This is a genomic window from Cupriavidus sp. GW823-FHT07B10 (assembly GCF_058794355.1).
This window is the reverse complement of record NZ_JBXAGS010000015.1, coordinates 1-22,956: the sequence shown is the minus strand read 5'-3', so window position 1 is coordinate 22,956 and position 22,956 is coordinate 1. Positions and strand designations below refer to the sequence as shown.

Genomic DNA, 22,956 nt, shown 5'->3' with positions numbered 1-22,956 from the left:
GTCAGGCGGTCAGCGTGGCTTGCATGGCAGCCAGGCGCGAACGCACGGAGGTGTCGAGCACTTCGTCGCCGACCTTGACGCTCACGCCGCCGATCAGGGACGGGTCCACCGCCACCTGCGCGTACAGCTTGCGGCCGAACTTGCGTTCGAGTGCAGCGACCAGGTCGTTCAACTGCGAACCTTCCAGCGGGAATGCGCTGGTGATCTCGACATCCGACGACCCTTCGCGGGCGTTCTTGAGCACATGGAACTGCTCGGCGATTTCCGGCATCACCGTCAGGCGGCCGTTATCCACCAGCAGCTTGACGAAGCGGCGAGCCTCGTCATTCAGCGGGGACTTCAGCACCGACAGGAACAGTTCGGCCAGCTTGTCGCCGGGAACGTTCGGATCGCCGGCTACCGCCTTCATGTCGGGATTGGCAGCAACCTGCCCCATCTCCGACACCAGCTCGGACCATGCACCCAGGTTGCCTGCGCTCGATTCGCTGGCGACGCGGAACAGCGCCTCAGCGTAGGGACGGGCAATGGTTGCGGTTTCAGCCATGATTAGAGCTCAGCCTTGAGTTGATTGAGCAGGTCGGTGTGGACCTGCGCGTTCACTTCACGCTTGAGGATCTGCTCGGCACCCTTGACGGCCAGCACGGCAACCTGGTCACGCAGTGCTTCGCGTGCGCGGGTAACCTGCTGTTCTGCTTCGGCCTTGGCCTGGGCAATGATGCGTGCGGCTTCTGCCTGGGCGTTTTGCTTGATCTCGTCTGCCGTCAGCTGGGCGCGCTTCTCGGCGTCAGCGACGCGTTGTGCACCCTCGGTGCGGGCTTCGGCCATAGCCTGGTCCACACGCTTGTTGGCGAGTTCGAGCTCGGCCTTGCCCTTCTCGGCAGCGGCGAGGCCATCGGCGATCTTCTTTGCGCGTTCGTCGAGCGCCTTCACCAGCGGCGGCCAAATGAATTTGGCAACAACCCACCACAGGATGAAGAACACGACCATCTGCGCAAAAAACGTTGCGTTCAGATTCATGGTGTGTTCCTTTCGGTAATCAAACTACAGATAAATGCACAAAAGGCGGCCAGGCTGGTGGCCCGCGCCGCCCGTCAGCATCATGCAGACCGAAAAGAATTACTTGATGACAGCCAGCAGCGGGTTGGCGAAGGCGAACAGCATTGCAACGCCCACGCCGATCAGGAATGCCGCGTCGATCAGGCCAGCCAGCAGGAACATCTTGGTTTGCAGCGGGTTCATCAGCTCGGGCTGACGTGCGCAGGCTTCGATGTACTTACCACCCATCAGGGCGATACCCAGGCAGGCGCCGATAGCGCCCAGGCCGATGATGATGCCGATACCGATGGCGGTCAGACCCTGGATGTTGGCGAGAAATTCTTGCATGACGACTCCTTTAATTTAGAGAGACTTAGAACCAAAAAACCAAAAAACCAAAAAACCGAAAATCAGTGGTGATCGTGAGCCTGGCCGATGTACACCAGCGTCAGCATCATGAAGATGAAGGCCTGGAGCAGGACGATCAGGATGTGGAAGATCGCCCATACCGCGCCGGCCAGCACGTGGCCGACAAAGCCCAGCGCGGACAGGTCGGCGCCGAACGTCCAGATCGAACCCAGCAGCGCGATCAGCAGGAACACGAGTTCGCCGGCGTACATGTTGCCGAACAATCGCATGCCGAGCGAAACGGCCTTGGCCAGGAATTCGATCAGGTTCAGGACCAGGTTGAACGGGGCCAGATACCACTTGGCGCCGAACGGGGCCGAGAACAGTTCGTGCATGAAGCCGCCCGTGCCCTTGATCTTGAAGCTGTAGTAGATCATCAGCACCAGCACCGAGCACGACATGCCCAGCGTGCCGTTCAGGTCGGCCGTGGCCACTGCGCGGTGGTGGGGGATGTGCAGGTGGAAGATGCCGAGGACTTGATTCAGGCCGTTGACCCAGTCCACCGGGATCAGGTCGATCGCGTTCATCATGGTGATCCAGCAGAACACCATCAGCGCCAGCGGCGCGATCCACGAACGGTCGCCGTGGATGATGCCCTTGGCCTGGTCATCGACCATCTCGACGATCATCTCGACGAAGGCCTGGAAGCGGCCCGGCACGCCGGCGGTGACGCGGCGCGCGGCGGCGTACAGGAACAGCACGGCGATGGCGCCGCACAGCACGGACCAGAACACCGTGTCGTAGTTGATCACGGAGAAATCGACCACCGACGCTTGCTTGCCGCCGACCGAGTTCAAGTTCTGCAAGTGTTCGGCGATATAGCCGGAGGGTGTCAGCGCGTGTTCGGCGCCTTGGGTAGCATCAGACATGTCGATACGAACGGTATATTGCGAAATCTTCGGGCCGCGCGCCGCCACTGTCTGGCCAACGCCCGGTACGCAACTTGCATTGCCTTCGGCGGATTCGCCGGTCACCGCAATGCAAGCGGGGTCCAACCTTGGCCGTGTCCGGTGTCACCACTGTGAAACCGGCACGGCAAATCTTGATATTCCGTCTTGGTGCCCCATTTCCGGATGAGGCACCGCCTTCGTGCGGCTGGCCTAGCGGATCACCAGAGCCACCACCAAATATGTCTTTAGCGCCAGCAGGAACGTGACCAGCATCGGCACCCAACGCAGATCCCGGTACAGCACCACCACCAGCACCAGCAGAGCCGCCGTGCCAAAGACCTTGATCGCCTCGCCCAGGACCAGTCCGCCGACCGAAGCCCGGTCGCGCGCCAGCCACAGGCGGAACGCGAAGAACCCGCTCGGCACGAAGCACACCATGCCGCCGAACAGCGCCGACCAGCCATACGGGCCGGCCTCTTTCGCGAACAGCGCCCAGCACAGTGCCGACAGCAGGGTGACCATCACCTGCGCCAGGACAACCTTGCCCGGGGTCATGCGCGAAGGGCGCAACGCGCGCTCACCAAACAGCGTCACCGCCTCGGCGTGCGACAGCGGATCGACAGCCTCTTCCTCACGGTCTGCGCCTTCTTTCCAGTCGTCCCAGTCATCTTCCTGACGGGACCCGGCGCCTCGCTGCTGACGGTCTTGAACCACTACTGCTCGCCTTATTCCAGGCCGGAACTTTTCGGCCCGACCAGAATTCAAACCGCACGATTTTAAGGGGAACTACTGATTCGCGTCAATCTGCTTACATTTAGCTTGCAGTGTGTTGCGCACAACGGTTGCCATCACGATGCCATGATGGCTTCACAAAAATTGCGCAGCAATAATGTTTGACGTAATTGGATTGCGCAGCGAACCCTGCGCATGATGAGGGATTACCGGGTACGCCGTACGTATACCGGTCCCAGGAACGGACACTGCAGCGTACACGCAACAGTCATCGCCGCAATGGCCGTTAATCGCACCGAATTGCGCACGCAAAGTTACGCGCGCCTTGGCACCCTGCCTCAGGCGACCTTCTGCTTTTCAGTCGATTCGCGCAGCCGCACGAGCACGCCTTCAAGCGCGTCGTTGTCGCTGAAGTGGATGGTGAGCTGGCCCTTGCCGCGCGCGCCCAGCTTGATCTGCACCGCCAGGCCCAGCGCATCGGACAGTTCTTCTTCCAGCCGTGCCACATCGCGCACGTTGTTGGCGCCCTTCTGCTTGAGCGACTTCAGGTCGAACGGCTTGAGCGTGGACGCCACCAGCTTCTCGGTCTCGCGCACAGACAGCCGCTTGTTCACGATCTGGTTGGCCAGCGTGATCTGGTTGGCGCCGTCCACCGCCAGCAGCGCGCGCGCGTGGCCCATGTCGAGGTCGCCCGCCATCAGCATGGTCTGCACAGGTGCGGCCAGGTTCAGCAGGCGCAGCAGGTTCGACACCGCGCTGCGCGAACGGCCGACCGACTCGGCCGCCTGCTCATGCGTGAAACTGAACTCGCGGATCAGGCGCATGATGCCCTGCGCTTCTTCCAGCGGATTCAGGTCTTCGCGCTGGATGTTCTCGATCAGCGCCATCGCGGCCGCGGCTTCATCGGCCACGTCCTTCACCAGCACCGGCACCTTGTCCAGGCCGGCGAGCTTGGACGCGCGGAAGCGCCGCTCGCCCGCGATGATTTCATAGCGGTCCGGCTCGGCCACGCGGCGCACCAGGATCGGCTGCATCAGGCCCTGCGCGCGGATGCTGGCGGCCAGTTCCTGCAGCGCGCCTTCATCCATGCGCGTGCGCGGCTGGTACTTGCCCGGCTGCAATTGGTTCAGGCGCAGCACGGTGGGCGCACCCTCCTGCTTCACCGATTCAACGATTTCGGCCGGCCCGCCCAGCAACGCTTCAAGGCCGCGGCCCAGGCCCTTTTTCTTTGCAGTGCTCATGCTTGCCCTCTCCTTCAGCCCAGCTGCCTGACGCGCGCGATCATCTCGGCGCCGAAATCCAGGTACGCCTTGGCGCCCTTCGATGACGGATCGAACGCCACGCCCGGCATGCCATAGGACGGTGCCTCGGCCAGCCGCACATTGCGCGGGATCAGGGTCTTGAAGACCTTTTCACCGAAGTGCGATTCCAGCTGCGCCGACACCTGCTGCTGCAGCGTGACGCGCGGATCGAACATGACACGCAGCAGGCCGATCACCTGCAGGTCGCGATTCAGGTTGGCGTGCACCTGCTTGATGGTGTTGACCAGATCCGACAGCCCTTCCAGCGCGAAATACTCGCACTGCATCGGCACGATCACGCCATGCGCGGCGCACAGGCCATTCAGCGTCAGCAGCGACAGCGACGGCGGGCAGTCGATCAGCACGAAATCATATTCGTCATTGACCTCTGCGATGGCCTGCCTGAGGCGGCGCTCGCGCTGGTCCAGCTCGACCAGTTCCACTTCCGCGCCGGCCAGTTCGCGGTTGGCGGGCAGCACATCGTACCTGCCGGTCTCGGAACGCTGGCGCGCCTGCTTGATGCTGGCCAGGCCGACCAGCACCTGGTACACGCTGTGCTCCAGCGCCTGCTTGTCGATGCCCGAACCCATCGAGGCATTGCCCTGCGGGTCCAGGTCGACCAGCAGCACGCGCTGGTCCTGCGCGGCCAGGCCGGCGGCGAGGTTCACCGTGGTGGTGGTCTTGCCTACCCCGCCCTTCTGGTTTGCGATCACGAATACCTTGGCCATAAGCTACTGAGGCTCCTGCTTCAATTCATCCGGCCAGCGCGGGGCTGGCAGTTCGCGGCGCTGCACGCAGCGCCGCGGCGTACGTCATGCGTGGGCGCTTGCGCGCCGCGACAGCACCACCAGGTGGCGCTCGGCATCCAGCCCGGGCACGGTGATGCGGGGAACCGCATCGACCTGCCATTGCGCCATCAGCCCGGCAGCTTCCATGCGGTCCAGCTCGGCCTGTGGATAAACCCCCTTCATGGCGATCAGCTTGCCGTGCGGTGCAAGGAGCTGGCCCGACAGGTTCACGAAATCAGTCAATTCCGCAAACGCGCGCGAGGTGATCACGGCAAAGCCGCTGGCATCGTCGAGCTTCTCCACCGGCCCCCAATGCGCCGCGGCATTGGAGAGCCCGAGTTGCGCACGGCACTGGGTCAGGAAGGCGGTCTTCTTCTGCACGATGTCCACCATCAGCACCGACACGTCGGGACAGGCGATGGCCAGCGGCAGGCCGGGCATGCCGCCGCCCGAGCCCACGTCCAATACCCTGCCCCGCGCCGGCGTGCCTACCTCTGCGGCACGCGCGGCTTCGGCCAGTGCCGGCACGGCGGCGAGCGAGTCCAGCATGTGATGCGTAAGCATCTCATCGGGGTGGCGGATTGCGGTCAGGTTGTAGACGCCGTTCCATTTGCGCAGTAGCGCCAGGTAGGCAAACAAGGTGTCGATCTGGGCCGGCGCCAGCGCCAGTCCGATCTGGGCCAGACCGGCTTCAAGGCGACGGCGCTGCGTGGCGTCGTCGGTCATGGTGTGTCGCGGACCGGGCACTCAAGCAGCCTCTTCAGAGTTGCCCGAAGGCGCGCCCGACTCAGCGCGCGTGCGCCCCAGCCCCTTCTTCTTCAGGTGCACCAGCAGCAGCGAGATCGCGGCCGGCGTCACGCCGGAAATGCGCGAGGCCTGGCCCAGCGTTTCCGGACGATGCTGGTTCAGCTTCTGGCTGACCTCGAAGCCCAGGCCACGCACTTCGGTGTAGTCCAGCCCTTCCGGCAGGCGCGTCGACTCGTTGGCTTCCAGCTTGTCGACCTCCGCCGCCTGGCGGGCGATATAGCCGTGGTACTTGATGCCGATCTCGATCTGCTCGCGGATCTGCTCTGCCAGCATCGGCTCGGCGTCCAACGGCGTTTCCGGGGCATGGCGGCCACCCTGCAGCGCCATCAGTGCCTCATAGCGGACTTCTGGCCGGCGCAGCAGGTCGGCCAGGCTGTACTCGCGCTCGATCGGCTTGCCCAGCAGCGGCACGGCGTCTTCGCCCGGAAGCATCGCGGGGTTCACCCATGTGCTCTTCAGGCGCTCTGTTTCACGTGAAACAGCGTCGCGCTTGCGGTTGAAGGCATCCCAACGCGCATCGTCGACCACGCCCAGTTCACGGCCAACCTCAGTCAGCCGCATATCGGCGTTGTCTTCCCGCAGGCTCAGGCGGAATTCCGCGCGGCTGGTGAACATGCGGTACGGCTCGGTCACACCGCGAGTAATCAGGTCGTCGACCAGCACACCCAGGTAGGCCTGGTCGCGGCGCGGCGTCCACGCATCGCGTTCGCGCACATAGCAGCCAGCATTGATGCCGGCCAGCAGGCCCTGCGCGGCGGCTTCTTCATAGCCGGTGGTGCCATTGATCTGTCCCGCAAAGAACAGGCCGCTGATGGCCTTGCTCTCCAGCGATGCCTTCAGCCCGCGCGGATCGAAGTAGTCATACTCGATCGCATAGCCGGGGCGCAGGATATGCGCGTTCTCCATCCCGCGGATCGAGTGCACGAGTTCCAGCTGCACGTCGAACGGCAAGCTGGTCGAGATCCCATTGGGGTAGAACTCGTTGGTGGTCAGGCCTTCGGGCTCCAGGAAGATCTGGTGGCTTTCCTTGGTGGCAAAGCGATGGATCTTGTCCTCGATGCTGGGGCAGTAGCGCGGCCCTACCCCTTCGATCACGCCGGTGTACATCGGCGAGCGGTCCAGCCCGCCACGAATGATGTCGTGGGTACGGCTGTTGGTATGGGTGATCCAGCACGGCAGCTGTTGCGGGTGCTGCTCCGGACGACCCAGGAAGGAGAACACCGGCACCGGATCCAGGTCGCCGGGCTGCTCTTCCATCACCGAGAAATCGATGGTGCGGCCGTCGATGCGCGGCGGCGTGCCGGTCTTCAGGCGGCCTTGCGGCAGCTTCAGGTCCTTCAGGCGTGCCGACAGCGACACTGCTGCCGGGTCGCCGGCGCGGCCGCCGGTGTAGTTGTCTAGCCCGACGTGGATCTTGCCGTCCAGGAAGGTACCGGCGGTCAGCACCACCGCGCGGGCGCGGAAGGCGATGCCCACCTGGGTCATGGCGCCGACTACGCGATCGCCCTCCACCATCAGGTCGTCCACCGCCTGCTGGAACAGCATCAGGTTCGGCTGGTTCTCCAGCCTTGTACGGATGGCCTTGCGGTACAGCACGCGATCAGCCTGGGCGCGCGTGGCGCGCACCGCAGGGCCCTTGCTCGAGTTCAGGATGCGGAACTGAATGCCGGACTCGTCCGTGGCGGCGGCCATGGCACCGCCCATGGCGTCCACTTCCTTGACCAGGTGCCCCTTGCCGATGCCGCCGATGGACGGGTTGCAGCTCATCTGGCCCAGCGTCTCGATGTTGTGAGTCAGCAGCAGCGTCTGGCAGCCCATACGGGCCGCGGCGAGTGCAGCTTCAGTGCCGGCATGGCCACCGCCGACGACGATGACGTCGAATTCTTTTGGGTAAAGCATGGGACACCTCCTCCGGGAGGCTGGCGGGAAAATACGGGAATGCGAAATTATAGCGGCAATCGACTAGCCGCCTTCCGATGGTAACCATGTTTCACGTGAAACATGGCGTTGGCGATACCCGGCGAGTCGCTCGAAAGCGACGTTATGTTCCACGTGAAACAAAAAGGCCGGGCACATGGCCCGGCCTGATGTTTCACGTGGAACAAGCGCCTCAAAGCTGCGCGCGGATATAGCCCGTAACCTGCTGGGTCAGCTTGTCAAGATCGCGCTGCAAGGTGGCGAACCCGGCATTGCGCTCGCGCGTCACCTCGTCCATATACAGCGGCCGCCGGATTTCGATCTGCAGGCTATTGCGCCGCTCGGCCGGCCGGCCAATCTGCGCGATCAGCTGCACGCCCTTGTACGGGTCGTTGCGAGCCACCGTGTAACCCATGCCGCGCAGTTCCCGTTCGACCAGGTCGACCAGTCCCGGCTCGCAGGTGGTGCCGTCACGGTCGCCCAGCACAAAGTCCGCCAGCGGATGCGGGCTGGCGATCTTGAGCCGCTCGTAGGCGTTGTTGGGCATGGAGTGCAGGTTCAGGTGCCAGAGCGCGCCAAAGCGCTGGTGGGCGCCCTCCACGGCCTCGGCCAGCGCCGCATGGTATGGCCGGTAGTAGCGGTCTATACGGGCCTGCACTTCCGTCACGGACAGGCGGCGGTCATAGATCGGCGTGCTGGCGTCGACCCGGCTCCAGATCAGGCCGAAGCCCAGCCGCGTCTTCGGCCCCGGGGCCAATGCCGTCGGCCAGGTGCCGTCGAGCTGGGCCGGGTCGATGTCGTCGGGCATCCGGTTCGGGTCGATATAGACCCGCGGGAAAGTGGCCGCCAGCAGCGTACCACCTGCTGCGGGCACGGCCTCCCACAAGGCATCGACGTGGGTATCCTCGCCGCCACGCAGGCGCGCGGCCGGGATCGCCGCACCGAAGTCAGCCGGGTACTCGGTACCGCTGTGCGGCGAGTCGCATACCAGCGGCAGCGCCTCCCCTTCCGGCAGGCGTACGATGACCGGCGGCAGTACCGCAGCTTGGTTGATTGCCTCCGCCATGCCTCAGTCCAGCTTGATATCGGCAGCCTTGGCCACGCGGGCGTAGCGCGCCATCGCCTGCTGGATCTGCGCCTTGAACTGCTCCGGCGTAGTCGGCACCAGCGTGCCGCCGGATTCTTCCACCTTGCGCTTGAACTCGGGGTTCTGCATGGCCTTGTGGATCGCCTGGTTCAGCCTGGCGACGATGGCGGGCGGCGTATTCGCAGGCGCGACGATGCCGAACCAACCGCCGTCGCCCATCTCCTTGTAGCCCAGTTCTGCATAGGTGGGCACGTTTGGCAACTGCGGCGAGCGCGTGGCGCCAAGCACCGCCAGCGCGCGCAGGCGGCCCGATTTCACGTGAGGCAGCGCAGAGGCCAGGTTGTCCGAGATTGCATTGACCTGCCCTGCCACCGCGTCATTGAGTCCAAGGCCGGCGCCCTTGTACGGCACATGCAGCAGCTGGATCTTCGCCAGCATCTGGAAGTTCTCAAGATTTACGTGGCCGAGGGTCCCTGTGCCCGGCGAGGCAACTGAATACTTCCCCGGATTGGCCTTGGCTAAGGCAATAAACTCCTGCATGGTTTTCGCCGGCACGCTCGGATGCACCGTGAATACGCTCGGCATCGACACCACGTTGGTGATCGGGGCAAAGTCCTTGATCGGGTCGTACTTCAGCTTCGGGTACACCGCCGGGTTGGAACCATGCGTGCTGACCGTGGCCATGCCGATGGTGTAGCCATCGGGCGCGGCGTTGGCCACCTGCTCCATGCCCAGCGAGCCGCCGGCGCCGCCCTTGTTCTCGACCACGATCGACTGGCCCAGCTCGCGGCCGGCAAACTCTGCCACCAGGCGCGCCGACAGGTCGGTGGAGCCACCCGCCGCGAACGGCACGATCAGACGGATCGGACGCGTCGGGTAATTGGCTTGCGCGAACGCGTTGCCGGCAAAGGCCAGCGTGGCAGCGGCGGCGGTACCGGACAGCAGCAGCTGGCGGCGGGACATCCTGGCTCGGATCACGGGGATTCTCCTGTTGGTTTTGTGCATGAACCGGACGAGTGTCAGCCGTTTACCGGGCGGGCACAAACGACTATATTGCACGTTTGCATTACCAAAGATCATCCTGCAGCGGCCGCTCCGGCAGCCGTCCCGCCCTTCCTCCCCTCCCCCACCATGCGGCTGCATTCCCCATCGATGTCTGAGTTGCACGCCTTTGCCACCGCGGCGCGGCTGGGCAGCTTCACGCGTGCGGCGGACGAACTGTGCGTGACGCAGGGTGCCATCAGCCGCGCCATCGCGCGGCTGGAAGCGCATTTCGGGCAGCCGCTGCTACAGCGCAATGCCCACCGGCTGGTGCTGACAGATGCCGGCCGGAAATTGCTTGAGGCCGTGGCCGAGCCGCTGGCCACGATCGAGCATGCCAGCGCCACCCTGCGCGCCGGCAACCGCCGGCACCACCTGACGCTGTCCGTCGTGCCCACGCTGGCCAGCGTCTGGCTGGTGCCGCGCCTGCCGGACTTCCATCGCCGCCATCCGGAAATCCGGCTGGACTTCGTCCCGTACCAGCGCGACGAGGACCTCTCCGGCCCCTCCCCCGACGCCGCCATCCTGGCGGGTGAAGCCGGCAAATGGCCCGGCCTGCAGGCCGACTATGTGGTGGGACGTGAATTGGTGCCGGTCTGCCATCCGGACCGCGCCCGGGCACGGCGCGAGGCCGGCCGCTGGCAGTCTCCTGCGGAGCTGCTGGACGAGCCCCTGCTCTACCACACCACCGCACCGGCGAACTGGCAAAACTGGCTGCAGGCCGCCGGCGTACCCAACGCTGCGCCAAGGTTATCCACAGCGTTCGACCAGGTCTCGATCCTGATCCAGGCGGTGCGCGCCGACATCGGCGTCGCCGTGCTGCAGCGTTGCCTGGTGCGCGACGAAATTGCCGCCGGACGCGTAACGGCGCCGTTTGACCTGCCAATTACGCTGCAACGGGGCTATTTCCTGTGTGCGCCGAAGGAACGGCGCGATCATCCGGCGCTGAACTGCTTCCGGGATTGGCTGCTGGAAACCGCAGCGAAGGATACAGGCAGCGGCACCAACACTTTATTCGCCGGATGACTAACATTGAAAAAATTATGCAAAGATACATTCATTCCACAGATAAAATTCCTAAAATTATTATCTGTATGGATGTTATCCGGTAAATTTGATTGCTAAAAATTACCCCAGTAGATATTTGCGTACCTACATCAGCGCACCGATAGCGACATCCGCCCGAAGCGCCTCTGAATTGGGTTATCCCCAAAGTTATTCACACCACCAATAGAAAAGGGCCTGCATCCGCAGACCCTCATTCCTCTGGCGAAAACCGGGCGGGTTAAGCCGCCTTTTTTGCCAATCCAAGATAGGTTTCGATCACCTTCGGATTCGCCGCCAGTTCGTCGGCCAGCCCTTCCATCGCCATATCCCCGGTCTCGATCACATAGCCGTAGTCCGCCACCTGCAGCGCAGCGCGTGCGTTCTGCTCGATCAGCAGCGTGGCCACGCCGGTCTGGCGCAGATTGCTGATGATGTGGAAGATCTCCTTCACGATCAGCGGCGCCAGGCCAAGGCTGGGCTCGTCCAGCATCAGCAGCTGCGGCTTGGCCATCAGCGCGCGGCCCACCGCCAGCATCTGGCGCTCGCCCCCGGAGAGCGTGCCGGCGTCCTGGCGGGCACGCTCGCGCAGGCGTGGGAACAGGTCGTAGACCACGTCCATCTGGTCCAGGTAGTTCTTCTCGCCGGCGCGCTTGCGGCGAAAGGCACCCAGCTGCAGGTTGTCTTCCACCGTCATCGACGCAAACAGCTCGCGCTTCTCCGGCACCAGGCACATGCCGCGCGCAACGCGCCCTTCCACCGGGATGCCGGCCATGTCGTGGCCGAGGTAGTTGACCGAGCCGCTCGACGACCCCGTCACCGGCAGCGCACCCATGACCGCATTGAGCATGGTCGACTTGCCGGCACCGTTGGGGCCGATCACGGTGACGATCTTGCCGGCCTCCACCTTCAGGTTGGCGCCGTGCACCGCTTCCACCTTGCCGTAGCGGACGTGGAGGTCCTTCACTTCGAGAATCAGGCTCATGTCCGGTCCTTACTCCACGCCACCCAGGTAGGCTTCCAGCACCGCGGGGTTCTTCTGCACTTCCTCGGGCACGCCCTCGGCAATGCGCGTGCCGAATTCCATCACCACCAGCCGGTCGGTCAGGTTCATCACGAAATCCATGTCGTGCTCGACCAGCAGCACGCTCATGCCCTCGCCCTTGAGCTTGCGCAGCAGCTCGGCCAGCGCCTGCTTCTCCTTGTAGCGCAGGCCCGCTGCCGGCTCGTCGAGCAGCAGCAGCGCCGGGTCGCAGCAAAGCGCACGCGCGATTTCAAGAATCCGCTGCTGGCCCAGCGCGAGGCTGCCGGCTTCCATGTACATGCAATCGGCCAGGCCCACGCGTTCAAGCTGGCGCTTCGCCTCGAACAGCAGCTTCTCTTCCTCGGCCTTGTTCATGCGCAGGATCGCTGCCGAGACGCCGCCCTGGGCGCGGAAATCACCGCGCAGGTGCGCGCCTATGGCCACGTTCTCCAGCACCGTCATGGTCGGCAGCAGGTGCACATGCTGGAAGGTGCGGCCGATGCCGCGCTTGACGATCTCGCGCGACGGCAGGCCCGAGATCACTTCACCGCGGTAACGCACCTCCCCACGCGTGACCGGCAGCACGCCCGTCACCAGGTTGAAGGTGGTGGACTTGCCCGCGCCATTGGGACCGATCAGCCCGATGATCTCGCCCGCGCGCACCTGGAAGCTGACATCGTTCACCGCCACCAGCCCGCCGAACTCCTTGCGCGCGGCGCGCACATCCAGAATCAGGTCGCCCGCCTCGGGCTTCTGGCGCACGGCCAGGGCCTCGGCCTGCGCCGGCGCCAGCACCGGTGGACCAGAAGGCACCAGACGCCGCAGGAACGGCCAGATGCCATCGCGCGCGTATTGCAGCAGCAATACCAGCAGCACGCCGAAGACGATGATCTCGAAGTTGCCGTTGGCACCGAGCAGCTTGGGCAGCACGCCCTGCAGCACATCCTTCAGGATGGTCAGGATGCCCGCGCCCAGCACCGCGCCCCACACATGGCCCACGCCGCCGACCACGGCCATGAACAGGTACTCGATGCCGTAGTTCAGGCCGAACGGCGTCGGGTTCACCGCGCGCTGCAGGTGCGCGTACAGGAAGCCCGACACGCACGCCAAAACCGCCGCCACCACGAAGATCACCACTTTCATCCATGCGGTGTTCACACCCATGGCCTCGGCCATCACGCCACCGCCCTTGAGCGCGCGGATGGCGCGCCCCGGGCGCGAGTTCAGCAGGTTCTGCATCGCCAGCACGGCCAGCAGCACCACCGCCCAGATCAGGTAGAACATCGAGCGGCCCGACTGCAGCTCGATGCCGAAGAGCGACAGCACCGGGATCCCGTTCAGGCCGTCATACTTGCCCAGGAACTCCAGGTTGCCAAACAGGAAGAACAGCGACAGGCCCCAGGCAATGGTCGCCAGCGGCAGGTAGTGGCCGGACATGCGCATCGTGATCAGCCCGATCACATAGGCCGATGCCATCGTGATCACCAGCCCCACCATCAGCCCGAACCAGGGCGACAGCCCGAACTGCGTGGTCAGGTACGCAGTGCTGTACGCGCCCAGCCCCACGAACGCGGCCTGCCCGAACGAGGTCATGCCGCCCACCCCGGTCAGCAGCACCAGCCCGATCGCCACGATGCTGTACAGGCCGATGTAATTGCCCAGCGTGATCCAGAACTCCGGCGTCGGCAGCGCCGGCAGCAACACCAGCACCACAATGAAAGCCAGCACCAGGACCCGGTTGCGGTTCAGCCGCGCACGGCTGCCTGCCTCGGCACTGGCCACCCGCGCCTGCTTGTCGGTCAGCATGGTCATGGCTTATTCCTCCTCCTCGACATGCTTGCTCGTCAGCGAGCGCCACAGCAGCACCGGAATGATCAGTGTGAAGACGATGACCTCCTTGAACGCGCTGGCCCAGAAGGACGAATAGGATTCAAGCAGGCCCACCAGCAGCGCACCGAGCGCCGCCACGGGGTAGCTCACCAGCCCGCCGACAATGGCGCCGACAAAGCCCTTCAGGCCCACCAGGAAGCCCGACTCGTAGTACACGGTGGTCAGCGGCGCGATCAGGATGCCGCACAGCGCGCCCATCGCCGCGGCCAGCGTGAACGACAGCCGCCCCGCCTGCGTGGTGCCGATGCCGACCAGGCGCGCGCCCAGCCGGTTCACCGCGGTCGCGCGCAGCGCCTTGCCCTGCAGCGTGCGCTCGAAATAGAAGTACAGCGCGCCGATCAGCAGCGCCGACACGCCCACGATCCACAGGCTCTGGCCCGAGATGCTGAGCGCCCCCACGTCGAAGCGCGCATCCGAGAACGCATTGGTGCGCGAACCCTCCGCCCCGAACATCACCAGGCCCAGCCCCACCAGCGCAAAGTGCACGCCGACCGAGACGATCAGCAGCACCAGCGTGCTGGCCTCGGCCAGCGGCTGGTAGGCCAGCCGGTACAGCATCGGCCCCAGCGGGATGATGATCAGCAGCGTCAGCGCGATCTGCGCCAGCATCGGCAGCGGCTGCGCGCCATACTGCTGCGCCAGCCAGTGCACCGCGAGCGGGAACACCAGGTATTTGCCTCCCAGCACCGCCAGCCGCTGGCCCAGCGTGCGGCGCAACTCGGGGCTGCGCAGCACCGTGACGGTTTCATAGATGAAGGTCAGCGCCCCCATCGCCAGCAGCAGCCAGCTGGTCTGCGGCGCGTGACCGGCCTGCATCGCCGCCAGCGTCAGCGCGCCGTAGGCAACAAACTCCCCTTGCGGGATGAAGATGACCCGGGTCACCGAGAACACCAGCACCAGGGCCAGTGCCAGCAGCGCGTAGATCGCGCCCGAGGTGATGCCGTCCTGGGCCAGGATGGCAGCGATTGATAAGTCCATTGTCTCCCCGTCTCTTGGAAATACCTGCCTGCATCATATGGGGGCCGACAGGGTGCTGTGTGCTTCGGGATTTACGCAATAGTAAACGGATTGCCTAATGTGGAAATACAGGCAAGCCCTAACGAGAGGTGTGTATGGCGGCGTGAGCGTTTCGCATTGTTGCCATGCGGTTGGTTGTCGCTCTTGGCAGGCGTAGCGTTTCGCGCAAGCGCCCAATGACCGTTAGCGCACTTTGAGCCGGCGCAGCAGCCGTAGGCGTCCAGGCGATGCCGTTTGCAGCAGGCGGCCTACGCCCTGCATGGGGATTGTTCAATAGTGGGTTATCGAAGGCACTATCCCTGACTCACATGGCGTAGCAGGGTCGAACGGGCAACCACGCCAGAACGGCAAGCACCACCGTGCGAACCACCAACACCGTGCAATTTATTGCCAGCCGCATAGGCGACGCGTTCTTTGGTTACTTTCTGTCGCTCGGACAGAAAGTGACTCGCCGGCTAAGCCGGCGAAACAGCAGCACTTGCCAAGGGCGACACCCAACCGCATAGCGCCACGCCGCCCCCCGACCCTCACTTAGTCAACAACTTCCACTTCCCATCAACAATCTGCACCATCACCCGTGCCCTCTGATCAAAGCCAAGGTGGTCGGTAGCACTCATGTTCATGATCCCATGCGAAACCGGCAGATTCTTGGTCTGCTCCATCGCATCCCGCAATGCCTTGCGGAATTCCTTGGTACCCGGCTGGCCCTTCTTCAGCGCCTCAGGGATGGCATGCTGCAGGATCAGCCCCGCATCCCAGGCATGACCGCCGAAGGTCGAGACCTGGCCACCGAAGGCCTTCTCGTAAGAAGTCTTGTAGGACATGGCCGGCTTCTTCACCGGATTGCTGTCCGGCAATTGCTCAGCCACCAGCAGCGGCCCGGCCGGCAGGAACGTGCCTTCGCAATCCTTGCCGCACACGCGCAGGAAGTCGGCATTGGCCACACCGTGGGTCTGGTAAATCTTGCCCTTGAAACCACGCTCCTTGAGCGTCTTGGCCGGCAGCGCCGCGGGCGTACCCGAGCCTGCGATCAGCACGGCGTCGGCATTGGCGCTCATCATCTTCAGCACCTGGCCGGTGACCGAGGTATCGGTACGGGCAAAGCGCTCGTTGGCGACCACCTTGATCTTGCGCAGCTCCGCCACCTTGGCGAACTCCTGCGCCCAGCTGTCGCCATAGGCGTCCGCGAAGCCGATGAAGGCCACCGTCTTCACGTTGTTGTTGGTCATGTGCTCGGCAATGGCGGTCGCCATGTGCGAGTCATTCTGCGGCGTCTTGAAGACCCAGGCGCGCTTGGCATCCATCGGCTCGATGATGCGGGCCGAGGCGGCCATGGTGATCATCGGCGTATCGTTCTCGGCCACCACGTCCACCATCGCCAGCGAGTTCGGCGTCACGGTGGAACCCACCACCACGTCAACCTTGTCTTCGCTGATCAGCTTGCGGGTGTTCTTGACCGCGGTGGTGGTGTCGGAGGCATCGTCCAGCACGATGTACTCGATCTTCTTGCCCGCGATTTCCTTGGGCATCAGCGTGAAGGTGTTCTTCTCCGGAATACCCAGCGATGCCGCCGGACCCGTGGCCGACACCGTCACCCCGACCTTGACCTGTGCCTGGGCTGCACCGGCAACCAGGCTCGCCGCAGCGATTGCCAGCAGGCTGGCGCGCTTGAAATCCATCTTGTCTCCTCGGTTCCTGAAACGGAAAGGCATCCGTCCGGCGTCCACCGGCGGATGCCCTGGTCCACTGAACTGGATGAGGCGCAGCCCAGCGGGTGCGCATACCATCCGGTTCAGTGGGCCTTGATCGACCCCTCGGGTCAACACAGGCACATCGCCGGCACCTGCGCTACAGCCAGGAACGACGCAAGGCCGCTCCCCAGTTTCCCCGTCCGCACCACTCCCCCGGATCGGCGCGATCCGGCTATTCACCGACCGTGCGGTCGGGAATTCGGATCGAGTCTAGCACAGCGACTTGGCGCGAAAAGGGAGGATTAACCCGCATCGCGAGCGCCGCCCGGCTTCGCCGTCAGCGCAGGAACGCGTCCCAGGCGGTCTTCAGGATCAGCGCGCTCACCACCACGATAAACACCTTGCGCACGAAGGCGCTGCCGTGGCGCAGGGCCAGCTTGCTGCCCACCTGGCTGCCGGCGATGTTGGCCACTGCCATCACCAGGCCCAGTTGCCACCAGATATGGCCCTTGCTGGCCAGCAACAGCAGCGCCGCCAGGTTGGTGGCAAGGTTGACCACCTTGGTCGAGGCCGCCGCGTGCAGGAAGTCATAGCCGAACACCCGCACGAACGCGATCATCAGGAAGCTGCCGGTACCCGGGCCGAACACGCCGTCATAGAAGCCGATGGCGGCACCGGCCAGCAGCGCCGCGACGCGCTCGCGCGACCCCGACAGCGTCGGCGCGTGTTCCGTACCCAGGTCCTTCTTGGCCACGGTGTAGACCAGCAACACCACCAGCACGAATGGCAACGCCTTGCGCAGCGGTTCGGCCGGAATCTTGGTCAGCGCCCAGGCACCGGCCATCGAGAAGACAAGGGCCGCCACCACCGCGGGCGCGGTCGCTCCCCAGTAGATGCGCACGCTGCGGCCGTAGCGCAGCGCCGCGTTGGCGGTGCCCGCGATCGAGCCCATCTTGTTGGTGCCCAGCAGCGTGGCCGGCGCGACATTGGGATAGGCCGAGAACATCGCCGGGATCTGTACCAGGCCGCCGCCGCCGGCGACCGCGTCAATCAGGCCGGCGAGAAAGGCGGCAACCGCCAGGAATGCGAATTCCGTCATTGCAGGAAGCAGGAAAGCGAAAAGGGATAGGATCGGAGGAGATCGGTGCGGGCGGGCCGGCGCGCTGCCGGGCGGTATCAGTTCAGCCCAGCACCTTGGCCGCAGGCACCAGGCTGCGGTGCCACATGCCGTTGCCATGCGGGCTGAAGCCCGGCGGCGCGCCGCCTTGCCCTGCCGCCAGCCCCGGCGCCAGCAGCGCGTGACGGATACCGTGCGCGCGGCCCCAGTCGGCCAGCGTGGCACAACAGGCCTCAAGGCAGGCGCGGCGGGCCCCGCCGTCCAGGCCGGGCCGTACCCACCACTCCATGCCGCAAGCGGCCAGCCCGGCAAGCTCGAGGCTCGGGAGCAGCGCCACCGGCAGGCACGCCAGCAGATCGTGCGGAGCCTGCGCATCATCCACCAGCAGGCAGATGCCGCGACCGGACTGGGCCAGCAGCTCGTCCAGCATCAGCCGGCGCGCGCGCGCGGCGGGCACCGGCAGTGGCTGCACCGTAGCCAGCCAGGCTTCCAGCGTGGCTGCGTCGGCGCCCAGTCCGAGGCGTACCAAACCCTGCGGCGCGGGCGCGTCGGGATGATCCGGAACGGCTGGGGAGTCGGGGGAATCAGGTGCGGCAGGCATGGCGGGCAATGAGAGCGCCCGCATTGTCGCATGTGGAGGGTAGCCAGGTGATGCCGGTGCAGCCTGGATGCCCCATGATGGGGCGAAAGCGCCACAGCAGCGATTGGGAGGCCCAAATGAAAAAAGCGTTGCCGAGGATCACCCGGCAACGCCCTTTATTTATAACGCTGCTACCCGACACCGGGTGCGCGCCTGTCGTCTCCTCGCTTCCGCCTCCATTTAACCTGCGAAAACCGTATATGGAATGTAACGAAGCGGTGCATCGAGGACAAGCTAGAAAAAACCCTAGCCCCAGAATCGGGCATGTCGACCCGCGGTCACTCCTGCCGGGTTACTCCCGCTTGCCCGAGTGGCCCCCGAAGCGCGCCAGCAGCTCGCCCATGATGCCACGGCGGAAAGTCAGCACGCAGATCACGAAGATCACGCCGGTCACCATCGTCACCGACTCGCCCAGCGTGCCGAACCAGGAGATGCCGGTGACCGACGCCAGGAAGTTGCCGATGTCGCCCAGCTTGTTCTCCAGCGCGACCACCACGAAGGCACCGACAATCGGGCCCGACAATGTGCCCAGGCCGCCGACCAGTGTCATCAGGATGACCGAGCCGGACATCGACCAGTGCACGTCGGTCAGCGTCTCGAAGCCCAGCACCAGCGCCTTGATCGAGCCGGCCAGCCCCGACAGCGCCGCCGACAGCACGAAGGCGGTCAGCTTGAAGCGGTCGACGTCATAGCCCAGCGAGATCGCGCGCGGCTCGTTCTCCTTGATCGCCTTCAGAATCTGGCCGAACGGCGAATGCACCGTGCGCACGATCAGCGCAAAGGCGGCCACGATGATCGCCAGCGCGACGTAGTACAGCGTCAGGTCGTCCGACAGCGGCAGCACACCGAACAGCTTGCCGCGCGGGATGCCCTGCAGGCCGTCCTCGCCACCGGTGAACGGCGCCTGCAGGCAGATAAAGAACAGCATCTGCGCCAGCGCCAGCGTGATCATCGAGAAGTAGATGCCCTGCCGGCGGATGGCCAGCGAGCCCACCACGTAGCCGATCAGCGCGCCCGCACCGGTGCCCAGGATCAGGCCGATTTCCGGGGTCACGCCCCAGACCTTCATGGCATGGCCGGCCGCGTAGCCAGCGCCGCCGAAGAAGGCCGCATGGCCGAACGACAGCAGCCCGGTATAACCGATCAGCAGGTTGAAGGCGCACGCAAACAACGCGAAGCACAGCACCTTGAGCACGAACACCGGATACGCACCTGCCAGCGGCGCGGCCACCAGTGCCAGCAGCAGCAATCCGTACAACAGTTTCTTCTGCACGCCTTGTCCCTTTCCTGCGTTGCCCGCGTTGGCCGCCACCGTGGATGGCGTCGATGATGTGGAGGGTGCGCTCATCACTTCTCCTTCCCGAACAGCCCGGCCGGGCGCAGCAGCAGCACGATCACCATGATGAAGAACACCACGGTCGACGACGCTTCCGGATAAAACACCTTGGTCAGCCCCTCGACCACGCCCAGCCCCAGGCCGGTCAGGATCGAGCCCATGATCGAGCCCATGCCGCCGATCACCACCACCGCGAACACGATGATGATCAGGTTCTGGCCCATCAGCGGCGAGATCTGGATCACCGGCGCGGCCAGCACCCCGGCAAACGCGGCCAGCGCCACGCCGAAGCCGTAGGTCAGGGTCACCATCAGCGGCACGTTGACGCCGAAGGCCTCGACCATCTTGGGGTTCTCGGTGCCGGCGCGCAGGTAGGCGCCCAGCTTGGTCTTCTCGATCACGTACCAGGTGGCAAAGCACACCACCAGCGACGCCACCACGACCCACGCGCGGTAGTTGGGCAGGATCATGAAGCCCAGGTCGGTCGCGCCCTGCAGCGCATCCGGCGTCGAGTACGGCAGCCCGGAGACGCCGTAGATCGAGCGGAAGATGCCCTCGATCACCAGCGTGATGCCCAGCGTCAGCAGCAGGCCGTAGATATGGTCGAGCTTGTAGATCCAGCGCAGCATGGTCTTCTCGATCACCACGCCCAGTGCGGCGACGACCAGCGGCGACAGCAGCAGCATGATCCAGTAGTTCAGCCCGGCGTACTCCATGCCCATCCAGGCCAGCACAGCGCCCAGCATGAAGAGCGCGCCGTGCGCGAAATTGATGACGTTGAGCAGGCCGAAGATAACCGCCAGGCCCAGGCTCAGCATCGCATAGAAGGCGCCGTTGACCAGCCCCAGCAATAGCTGGGAAAGCATGGCCGGCAAGGGGATTCCGAAGATGTCCATCGCGGAGTGCCGTTGATACCGCCGTTGTATGGCGGGGATTGCTGCGGTTGGTGCCAGGTAATGCGAACGCTGCGGCGAACACCGTTGGCGAACACCGCAGCAAGGAACCGCGTCCGATGCCGGCGGCACGCAGGTGGCGCGCCGCCGGCAGATCTCACATCAGCTTACTTCTTCAGCATTGCGCACTTCGACTCGGCCACCGTGGTGAAGGCCTGGTCGCCCGGAATGGTCGCGACCACCTTCAGGTAGTCCCACGGCTTCTTCGACTCTGCCGCGGTCTTCACCTGCATCAGGTACATGTCGTGGATGCCACGGCCGTCCTGGCGGATATAGCCCTTGGTATAGAAGTCGTTGATCTTCATCTTCTTCAACTCGGCCATGACCTTGTCCGGATCGTCGGTCTTGGCCGCTTCCACCGCCTTCAGGTAGGTGCTGGCCGCCGAGTAGTCCGCGGCCTGCAGGCTGCTCGGCATCTTCTTCATCTTGCCGAAGAAGCGGTTGGCGAACTTGCGGGTGTCGTCGTTCATGTCCCAGTACCAGCTGTCGGTCATCAGCAGGCCTTCGGTGTTCTTCAACCCGAGGCTGTGCACATCGTTGATGAACATCAGCAGGCCGGCGATCTTCATCGACTTGGTGATGCCGAATTCCTTGGCCGCCTTGATCGCATTGATGGTGTCGCCGCCGGCGTTGGCCAGGCCCAGGATCTGCGCCTTGGACGACTGCGCCTGCAGCAGGAACGACGAGAAGTCCGATGCCGACAGCGGATGGCGCACCTGGCCCGCCACCGTGCCACCGCTGGCCTTGACCACCGCCGCGGTATCGCTTTCCAGCGAATGGCCGAAGGCGTAGTCGGCGGTCAGGAAGAACCACGACTTGCCGCCCTGCTTGACCACCGCGCTGCCGGTGCCCTTGGCCAGCGCCACCGTGTCATAGGCGTAGTGCACCGTGTACGGCGAGCACTCTTCGTTGGTCAGGCGCGCGGTGCCGGCGCCGATGTTGATGTAGACGCGCTTCTTCTCCGAAGCCACCTTGTTCATCGCCAGCGCGGTGCCCGAGTTGGTACCGCCCAGCAGCAGGTCCAGGCCCTGCTGGTCCATCCATTCGCGCGCCTTCGAGGCGGCGATGTCGGCCTTGTTCTGGTGGTCGGCAGAGACAATCTCGATCGGCTTGCCCAGCACCTTGCCGCCGCGGTCCTCGACCGCCATCTTGATGGCTTCCAGGCCGCCGGGGCCGTCGATGTCGGCGTACAGGCCCGACATGTCGGTGATGTAGCCGATCTTCACGGTGTCACCGGACACCTGGGCAACGGCGCTGAAGGAAACCGCACCCATGGCAATGGCCGCCATCGCGGCCGCGAGCCGAGTCTTTTTCATGTCTATGTCTCCTGATTTGCGGCGGCGTGCGCGCCACCCGTTCCTGCCAAACATCAACCCATGATCCGTGCGGATCAGACCCCGAGCAGTTCGTGCAGCACCGGCATCTTGGCCTCCAGCTCATTGGCCGCGAAGCGCTCGACGATGCTGCCGTGCTCCATCACGTAGAAGCGGTCAGCCAGCGGCGCGGCAAAGCGGAAGTTCTGCTCCACCATCACCACCGTGTACCCCTTCTGCTTGAGCATCAGGATCATGCGCGCAAGCGCCTGCACGATCACCGGTGCCAACCCTTCCGAGATTTCATCGAGCAGCAGCAGGTTGGCGCCGGTGCGCAGGATGCGCCCGACCGCCAGCATCTGCTGCTCGCCGCCGGAAAGACGCGTGCCCTGGCTCTGGCGGCGCTCCTTCAGGTTCGGGAACATCTCGTAGATATCGGATTCGCTCATGCCCTTGCTGGTGTCGGCGCCTTTCAGCACCGGCGGCAGCATCAGGTTCTCTTCGCATGAGAGGCTGGAGAAGATCGCCCGCTCTTCGGGGCAATAGCCAATGCCGTAGTGCGCGATCTTGTGCGTGGGCAGGCTGATGGTCTCGTGGCCATTGACCTTGATCGAGCCCTTGCGCGCGCCGGTCAGTCCCATGATCGCGCGCAGCGTGGTGGTGCGGCCAGCGCCGTTGCGGCCCAGCAGCGTGACCACTTCGCCGCGGTTCACGGTCAAATCCACGCCGTGCAGGATGTGCGATTCGCCGTACCAGGCGTGCAGGCCCTTGATCTCGAGCGCGGGTGTGTTGGATGTCGTCATATGTTCCCCGGCCCTCTCAGTGCGCGCCCTGCAGTTCCGCGTCGACGGTGCCCATGTAGGCCTCCATCACGCGCGGGTCCCTGGACACTTCGGCATACGGGCCTTCGGCCAGGATCGCGCCA

Annotated in this window: 23 protein-coding genes; 1 reads left to right on the top strand and 22 read right to left on the bottom strand. The window is 64.6% G+C overall.

Annotation, left to right across the window (positions count from 1 at the left end; all coding sequences use genetic code 11):
• Position 1: 1 nt before the first annotated feature.
• From AC1Q6V_RS25515 to AC1Q6V_RS25465, 11 genes are all read right to left on the bottom strand, one after another.
• Entirely contained in the window at positions 2-544 is a 543-nt protein-coding gene (locus tag AC1Q6V_RS25515; RefSeq protein ID WP_010811266.1) for a F0F1 ATP synthase subunit delta, read from the bottom strand.
• A 2-nt stretch (positions 545-546) separates the two neighbouring features.
• Positions 547-1,017 carry a F0F1 ATP synthase subunit B gene (locus tag AC1Q6V_RS25510; RefSeq protein ID WP_010811267.1) on the bottom strand — a complete coding sequence of 157 codons (471 nt, stop codon included), beginning with the start codon at positions 1,015-1,017 and terminating at the stop codon, positions 547-549.
• Positions 1,018-1,116: 99 nt separating this feature from the next.
• The gene (gene atpE, locus AC1Q6V_RS25505; RefSeq protein WP_010811268.1) at positions 1,117-1,383 is read right to left on the bottom strand and encodes a F0F1 ATP synthase subunit C; all 267 of its coding nucleotides are present in this window, start codon (positions 1,381-1,383) and stop codon (positions 1,117-1,119) included.
• A 62-nt stretch (positions 1,384-1,445) separates the two neighbouring features.
• Positions 1,446-2,312 carry a F0F1 ATP synthase subunit A gene (gene atpB, locus AC1Q6V_RS25500; protein ID WP_037025280.1) on the bottom strand — a complete coding sequence of 289 codons (867 nt, stop codon included), beginning with the start codon at positions 2,310-2,312 and terminating at the stop codon, positions 1,446-1,448.
• Between the two features lie 231 nt (positions 2,313-2,543).
• Positions 2,544-3,047, bottom strand: a complete 504-nt coding sequence (locus AC1Q6V_RS25495) for an ATP synthase subunit I (RefSeq protein WP_010811270.1) — start codon at positions 3,045-3,047, stop codon at positions 2,544-2,546.
• Positions 3,048-3,403: 356 nt separating this feature from the next.
• The gene (locus AC1Q6V_RS25490) at positions 3,404-4,306 is read right to left on the bottom strand and encodes a ParB/RepB/Spo0J family partition protein (protein ID WP_010811271.1); all 903 of its coding nucleotides are present in this window, start codon (positions 4,304-4,306) and stop codon (positions 3,404-3,406) included.
• A gap of 14 nt (positions 4,307-4,320) precedes the next feature.
• Complete coding sequence (locus AC1Q6V_RS25485) at positions 4,321-5,094, bottom strand: ParA family protein (RefSeq protein WP_010811272.1); 774 nt, start codon at positions 5,092-5,094, stop codon at positions 4,321-4,323.
• Between the two features lie 84 nt (positions 5,095-5,178).
• Positions 5,179-5,880 carry a 16S rRNA (guanine(527)-N(7))-methyltransferase RsmG gene (rsmG, locus tag AC1Q6V_RS25480; RefSeq protein ID WP_011616232.1) on the bottom strand — a complete coding sequence of 234 codons (702 nt, stop codon included), beginning with the start codon at positions 5,878-5,880 and terminating at the stop codon, positions 5,179-5,181.
• Between the two features lie 21 nt (positions 5,881-5,901).
• Positions 5,902-7,860, bottom strand: coding sequence for a tRNA uridine-5-carboxymethylaminomethyl(34) synthesis enzyme MnmG (mnmG, locus tag AC1Q6V_RS25475; RefSeq protein ID WP_010811274.1), 1,959 nt, complete (start codon positions 7,858-7,860; stop codon positions 5,902-5,904).
• Positions 7,861-8,071: 211 nt separating this feature from the next.
• Positions 8,072-8,944, bottom strand: a complete 873-nt coding sequence (locus tag AC1Q6V_RS25470) for an N-formylglutamate amidohydrolase (protein ID WP_011616233.1) — start codon at positions 8,942-8,944, stop codon at positions 8,072-8,074.
• A 3-nt stretch (positions 8,945-8,947) separates the two neighbouring features.
• The gene (locus AC1Q6V_RS25465; protein WP_010811276.1) at positions 8,948-9,928 is read right to left on the bottom strand and encodes a tripartite tricarboxylate transporter substrate binding protein BugE; all 981 of its coding nucleotides are present in this window, start codon (positions 9,926-9,928) and stop codon (positions 8,948-8,950) included.
• Positions 9,929-10,096: 168 nt separating this feature from the next.
• On the opposite strand from AC1Q6V_RS25465, the gene AC1Q6V_RS25460 reads away from it, so the two are divergent.
• A complete protein-coding gene (locus AC1Q6V_RS25460) occupies positions 10,097-11,032 on the top strand; it encodes a LysR substrate-binding domain-containing protein (protein WP_037025231.1) in 936 nt (311 codons plus the stop codon).
• A gap of 259 nt (positions 11,033-11,291) precedes the next feature.
• Here the strand turns inward: AC1Q6V_RS25460 and AC1Q6V_RS25455 are convergent, their stop codons facing one another.
• The 11 genes from AC1Q6V_RS25455 to AC1Q6V_RS25405 form a co-directional block, all read right to left on the bottom strand.
• Complete coding sequence (locus AC1Q6V_RS25455) at positions 11,292-12,035, bottom strand: ABC transporter ATP-binding protein (protein ID WP_010811278.1); 744 nt, start codon at positions 12,033-12,035, stop codon at positions 11,292-11,294.
• Positions 12,036-12,044: 9 nt separating this feature from the next.
• Positions 12,045-13,886 carry a branched-chain amino acid ABC transporter ATP-binding protein/permease gene (locus tag AC1Q6V_RS25450; protein ID WP_010811279.1) on the bottom strand — a complete coding sequence of 614 codons (1,842 nt, stop codon included), beginning with the start codon at positions 13,884-13,886 and terminating at the stop codon, positions 12,045-12,047.
• Positions 13,887-13,889: 3 nt separating this feature from the next.
• A complete protein-coding gene (locus AC1Q6V_RS25445) occupies positions 13,890-14,942 on the bottom strand; it encodes a branched-chain amino acid ABC transporter permease (RefSeq protein ID WP_454749993.1) in 1,053 nt (350 codons plus the stop codon).
• A 566-nt stretch (positions 14,943-15,508) separates the two neighbouring features.
• Positions 15,509-16,660, bottom strand: coding sequence for an ABC transporter substrate-binding protein (locus AC1Q6V_RS25440; RefSeq protein ID WP_010811281.1), 1,152 nt, complete (start codon positions 16,658-16,660; stop codon positions 15,509-15,511).
• A gap of 349 nt (positions 16,661-17,009) precedes the next feature.
• Positions 17,010-17,771: a sulfite exporter TauE/SafE family protein gene (locus tag AC1Q6V_RS25435; protein ID WP_010811282.1), complete on the bottom strand. Its 762-nt coding sequence runs from the start codon at positions 17,769-17,771 to the stop codon at positions 17,010-17,012.
• Positions 17,772-17,853: 82 nt separating this feature from the next.
• A complete protein-coding gene (locus AC1Q6V_RS25430; protein ID WP_439668406.1) occupies positions 17,854-18,390 on the bottom strand; it encodes a hypothetical protein in 537 nt (178 codons plus the stop codon).
• A 331-nt stretch (positions 18,391-18,721) separates the two neighbouring features.
• Complete coding sequence (locus AC1Q6V_RS25425) at positions 18,722-19,777, bottom strand: branched-chain amino acid ABC transporter permease (RefSeq protein WP_010811284.1); 1,056 nt, start codon at positions 19,775-19,777, stop codon at positions 18,722-18,724.
• A complete protein-coding gene (locus tag AC1Q6V_RS25420; protein ID WP_010811285.1) occupies positions 19,777-20,661 on the bottom strand; it encodes a branched-chain amino acid ABC transporter permease in 885 nt (294 codons plus the stop codon). The genes AC1Q6V_RS25425 and AC1Q6V_RS25420 overlap by 1 nt, the downstream gene beginning before the upstream one ends.
• A gap of 164 nt (positions 20,662-20,825) precedes the next feature.
• Positions 20,826-22,034 (bottom strand): ABC transporter substrate-binding protein, encoded by a 1,209-nt coding sequence (locus AC1Q6V_RS25415; protein ID WP_010811286.1) that lies wholly within the window; start codon positions 22,032-22,034, stop codon positions 20,826-20,828.
• A gap of 74 nt (positions 22,035-22,108) precedes the next feature.
• Entirely contained in the window at positions 22,109-22,834 is a 726-nt protein-coding gene (locus AC1Q6V_RS25410) for an ABC transporter ATP-binding protein (protein ID WP_439671073.1), read from the bottom strand.
• A 16-nt stretch (positions 22,835-22,850) separates the two neighbouring features.
• Positions 22,851-22,956, bottom strand: a 106-nt coding sequence (locus AC1Q6V_RS25405) for an ABC transporter ATP-binding protein C-terminal domain-containing protein (protein ID WP_492316816.1), incomplete at its 5' end; no start/stop codon positions are given.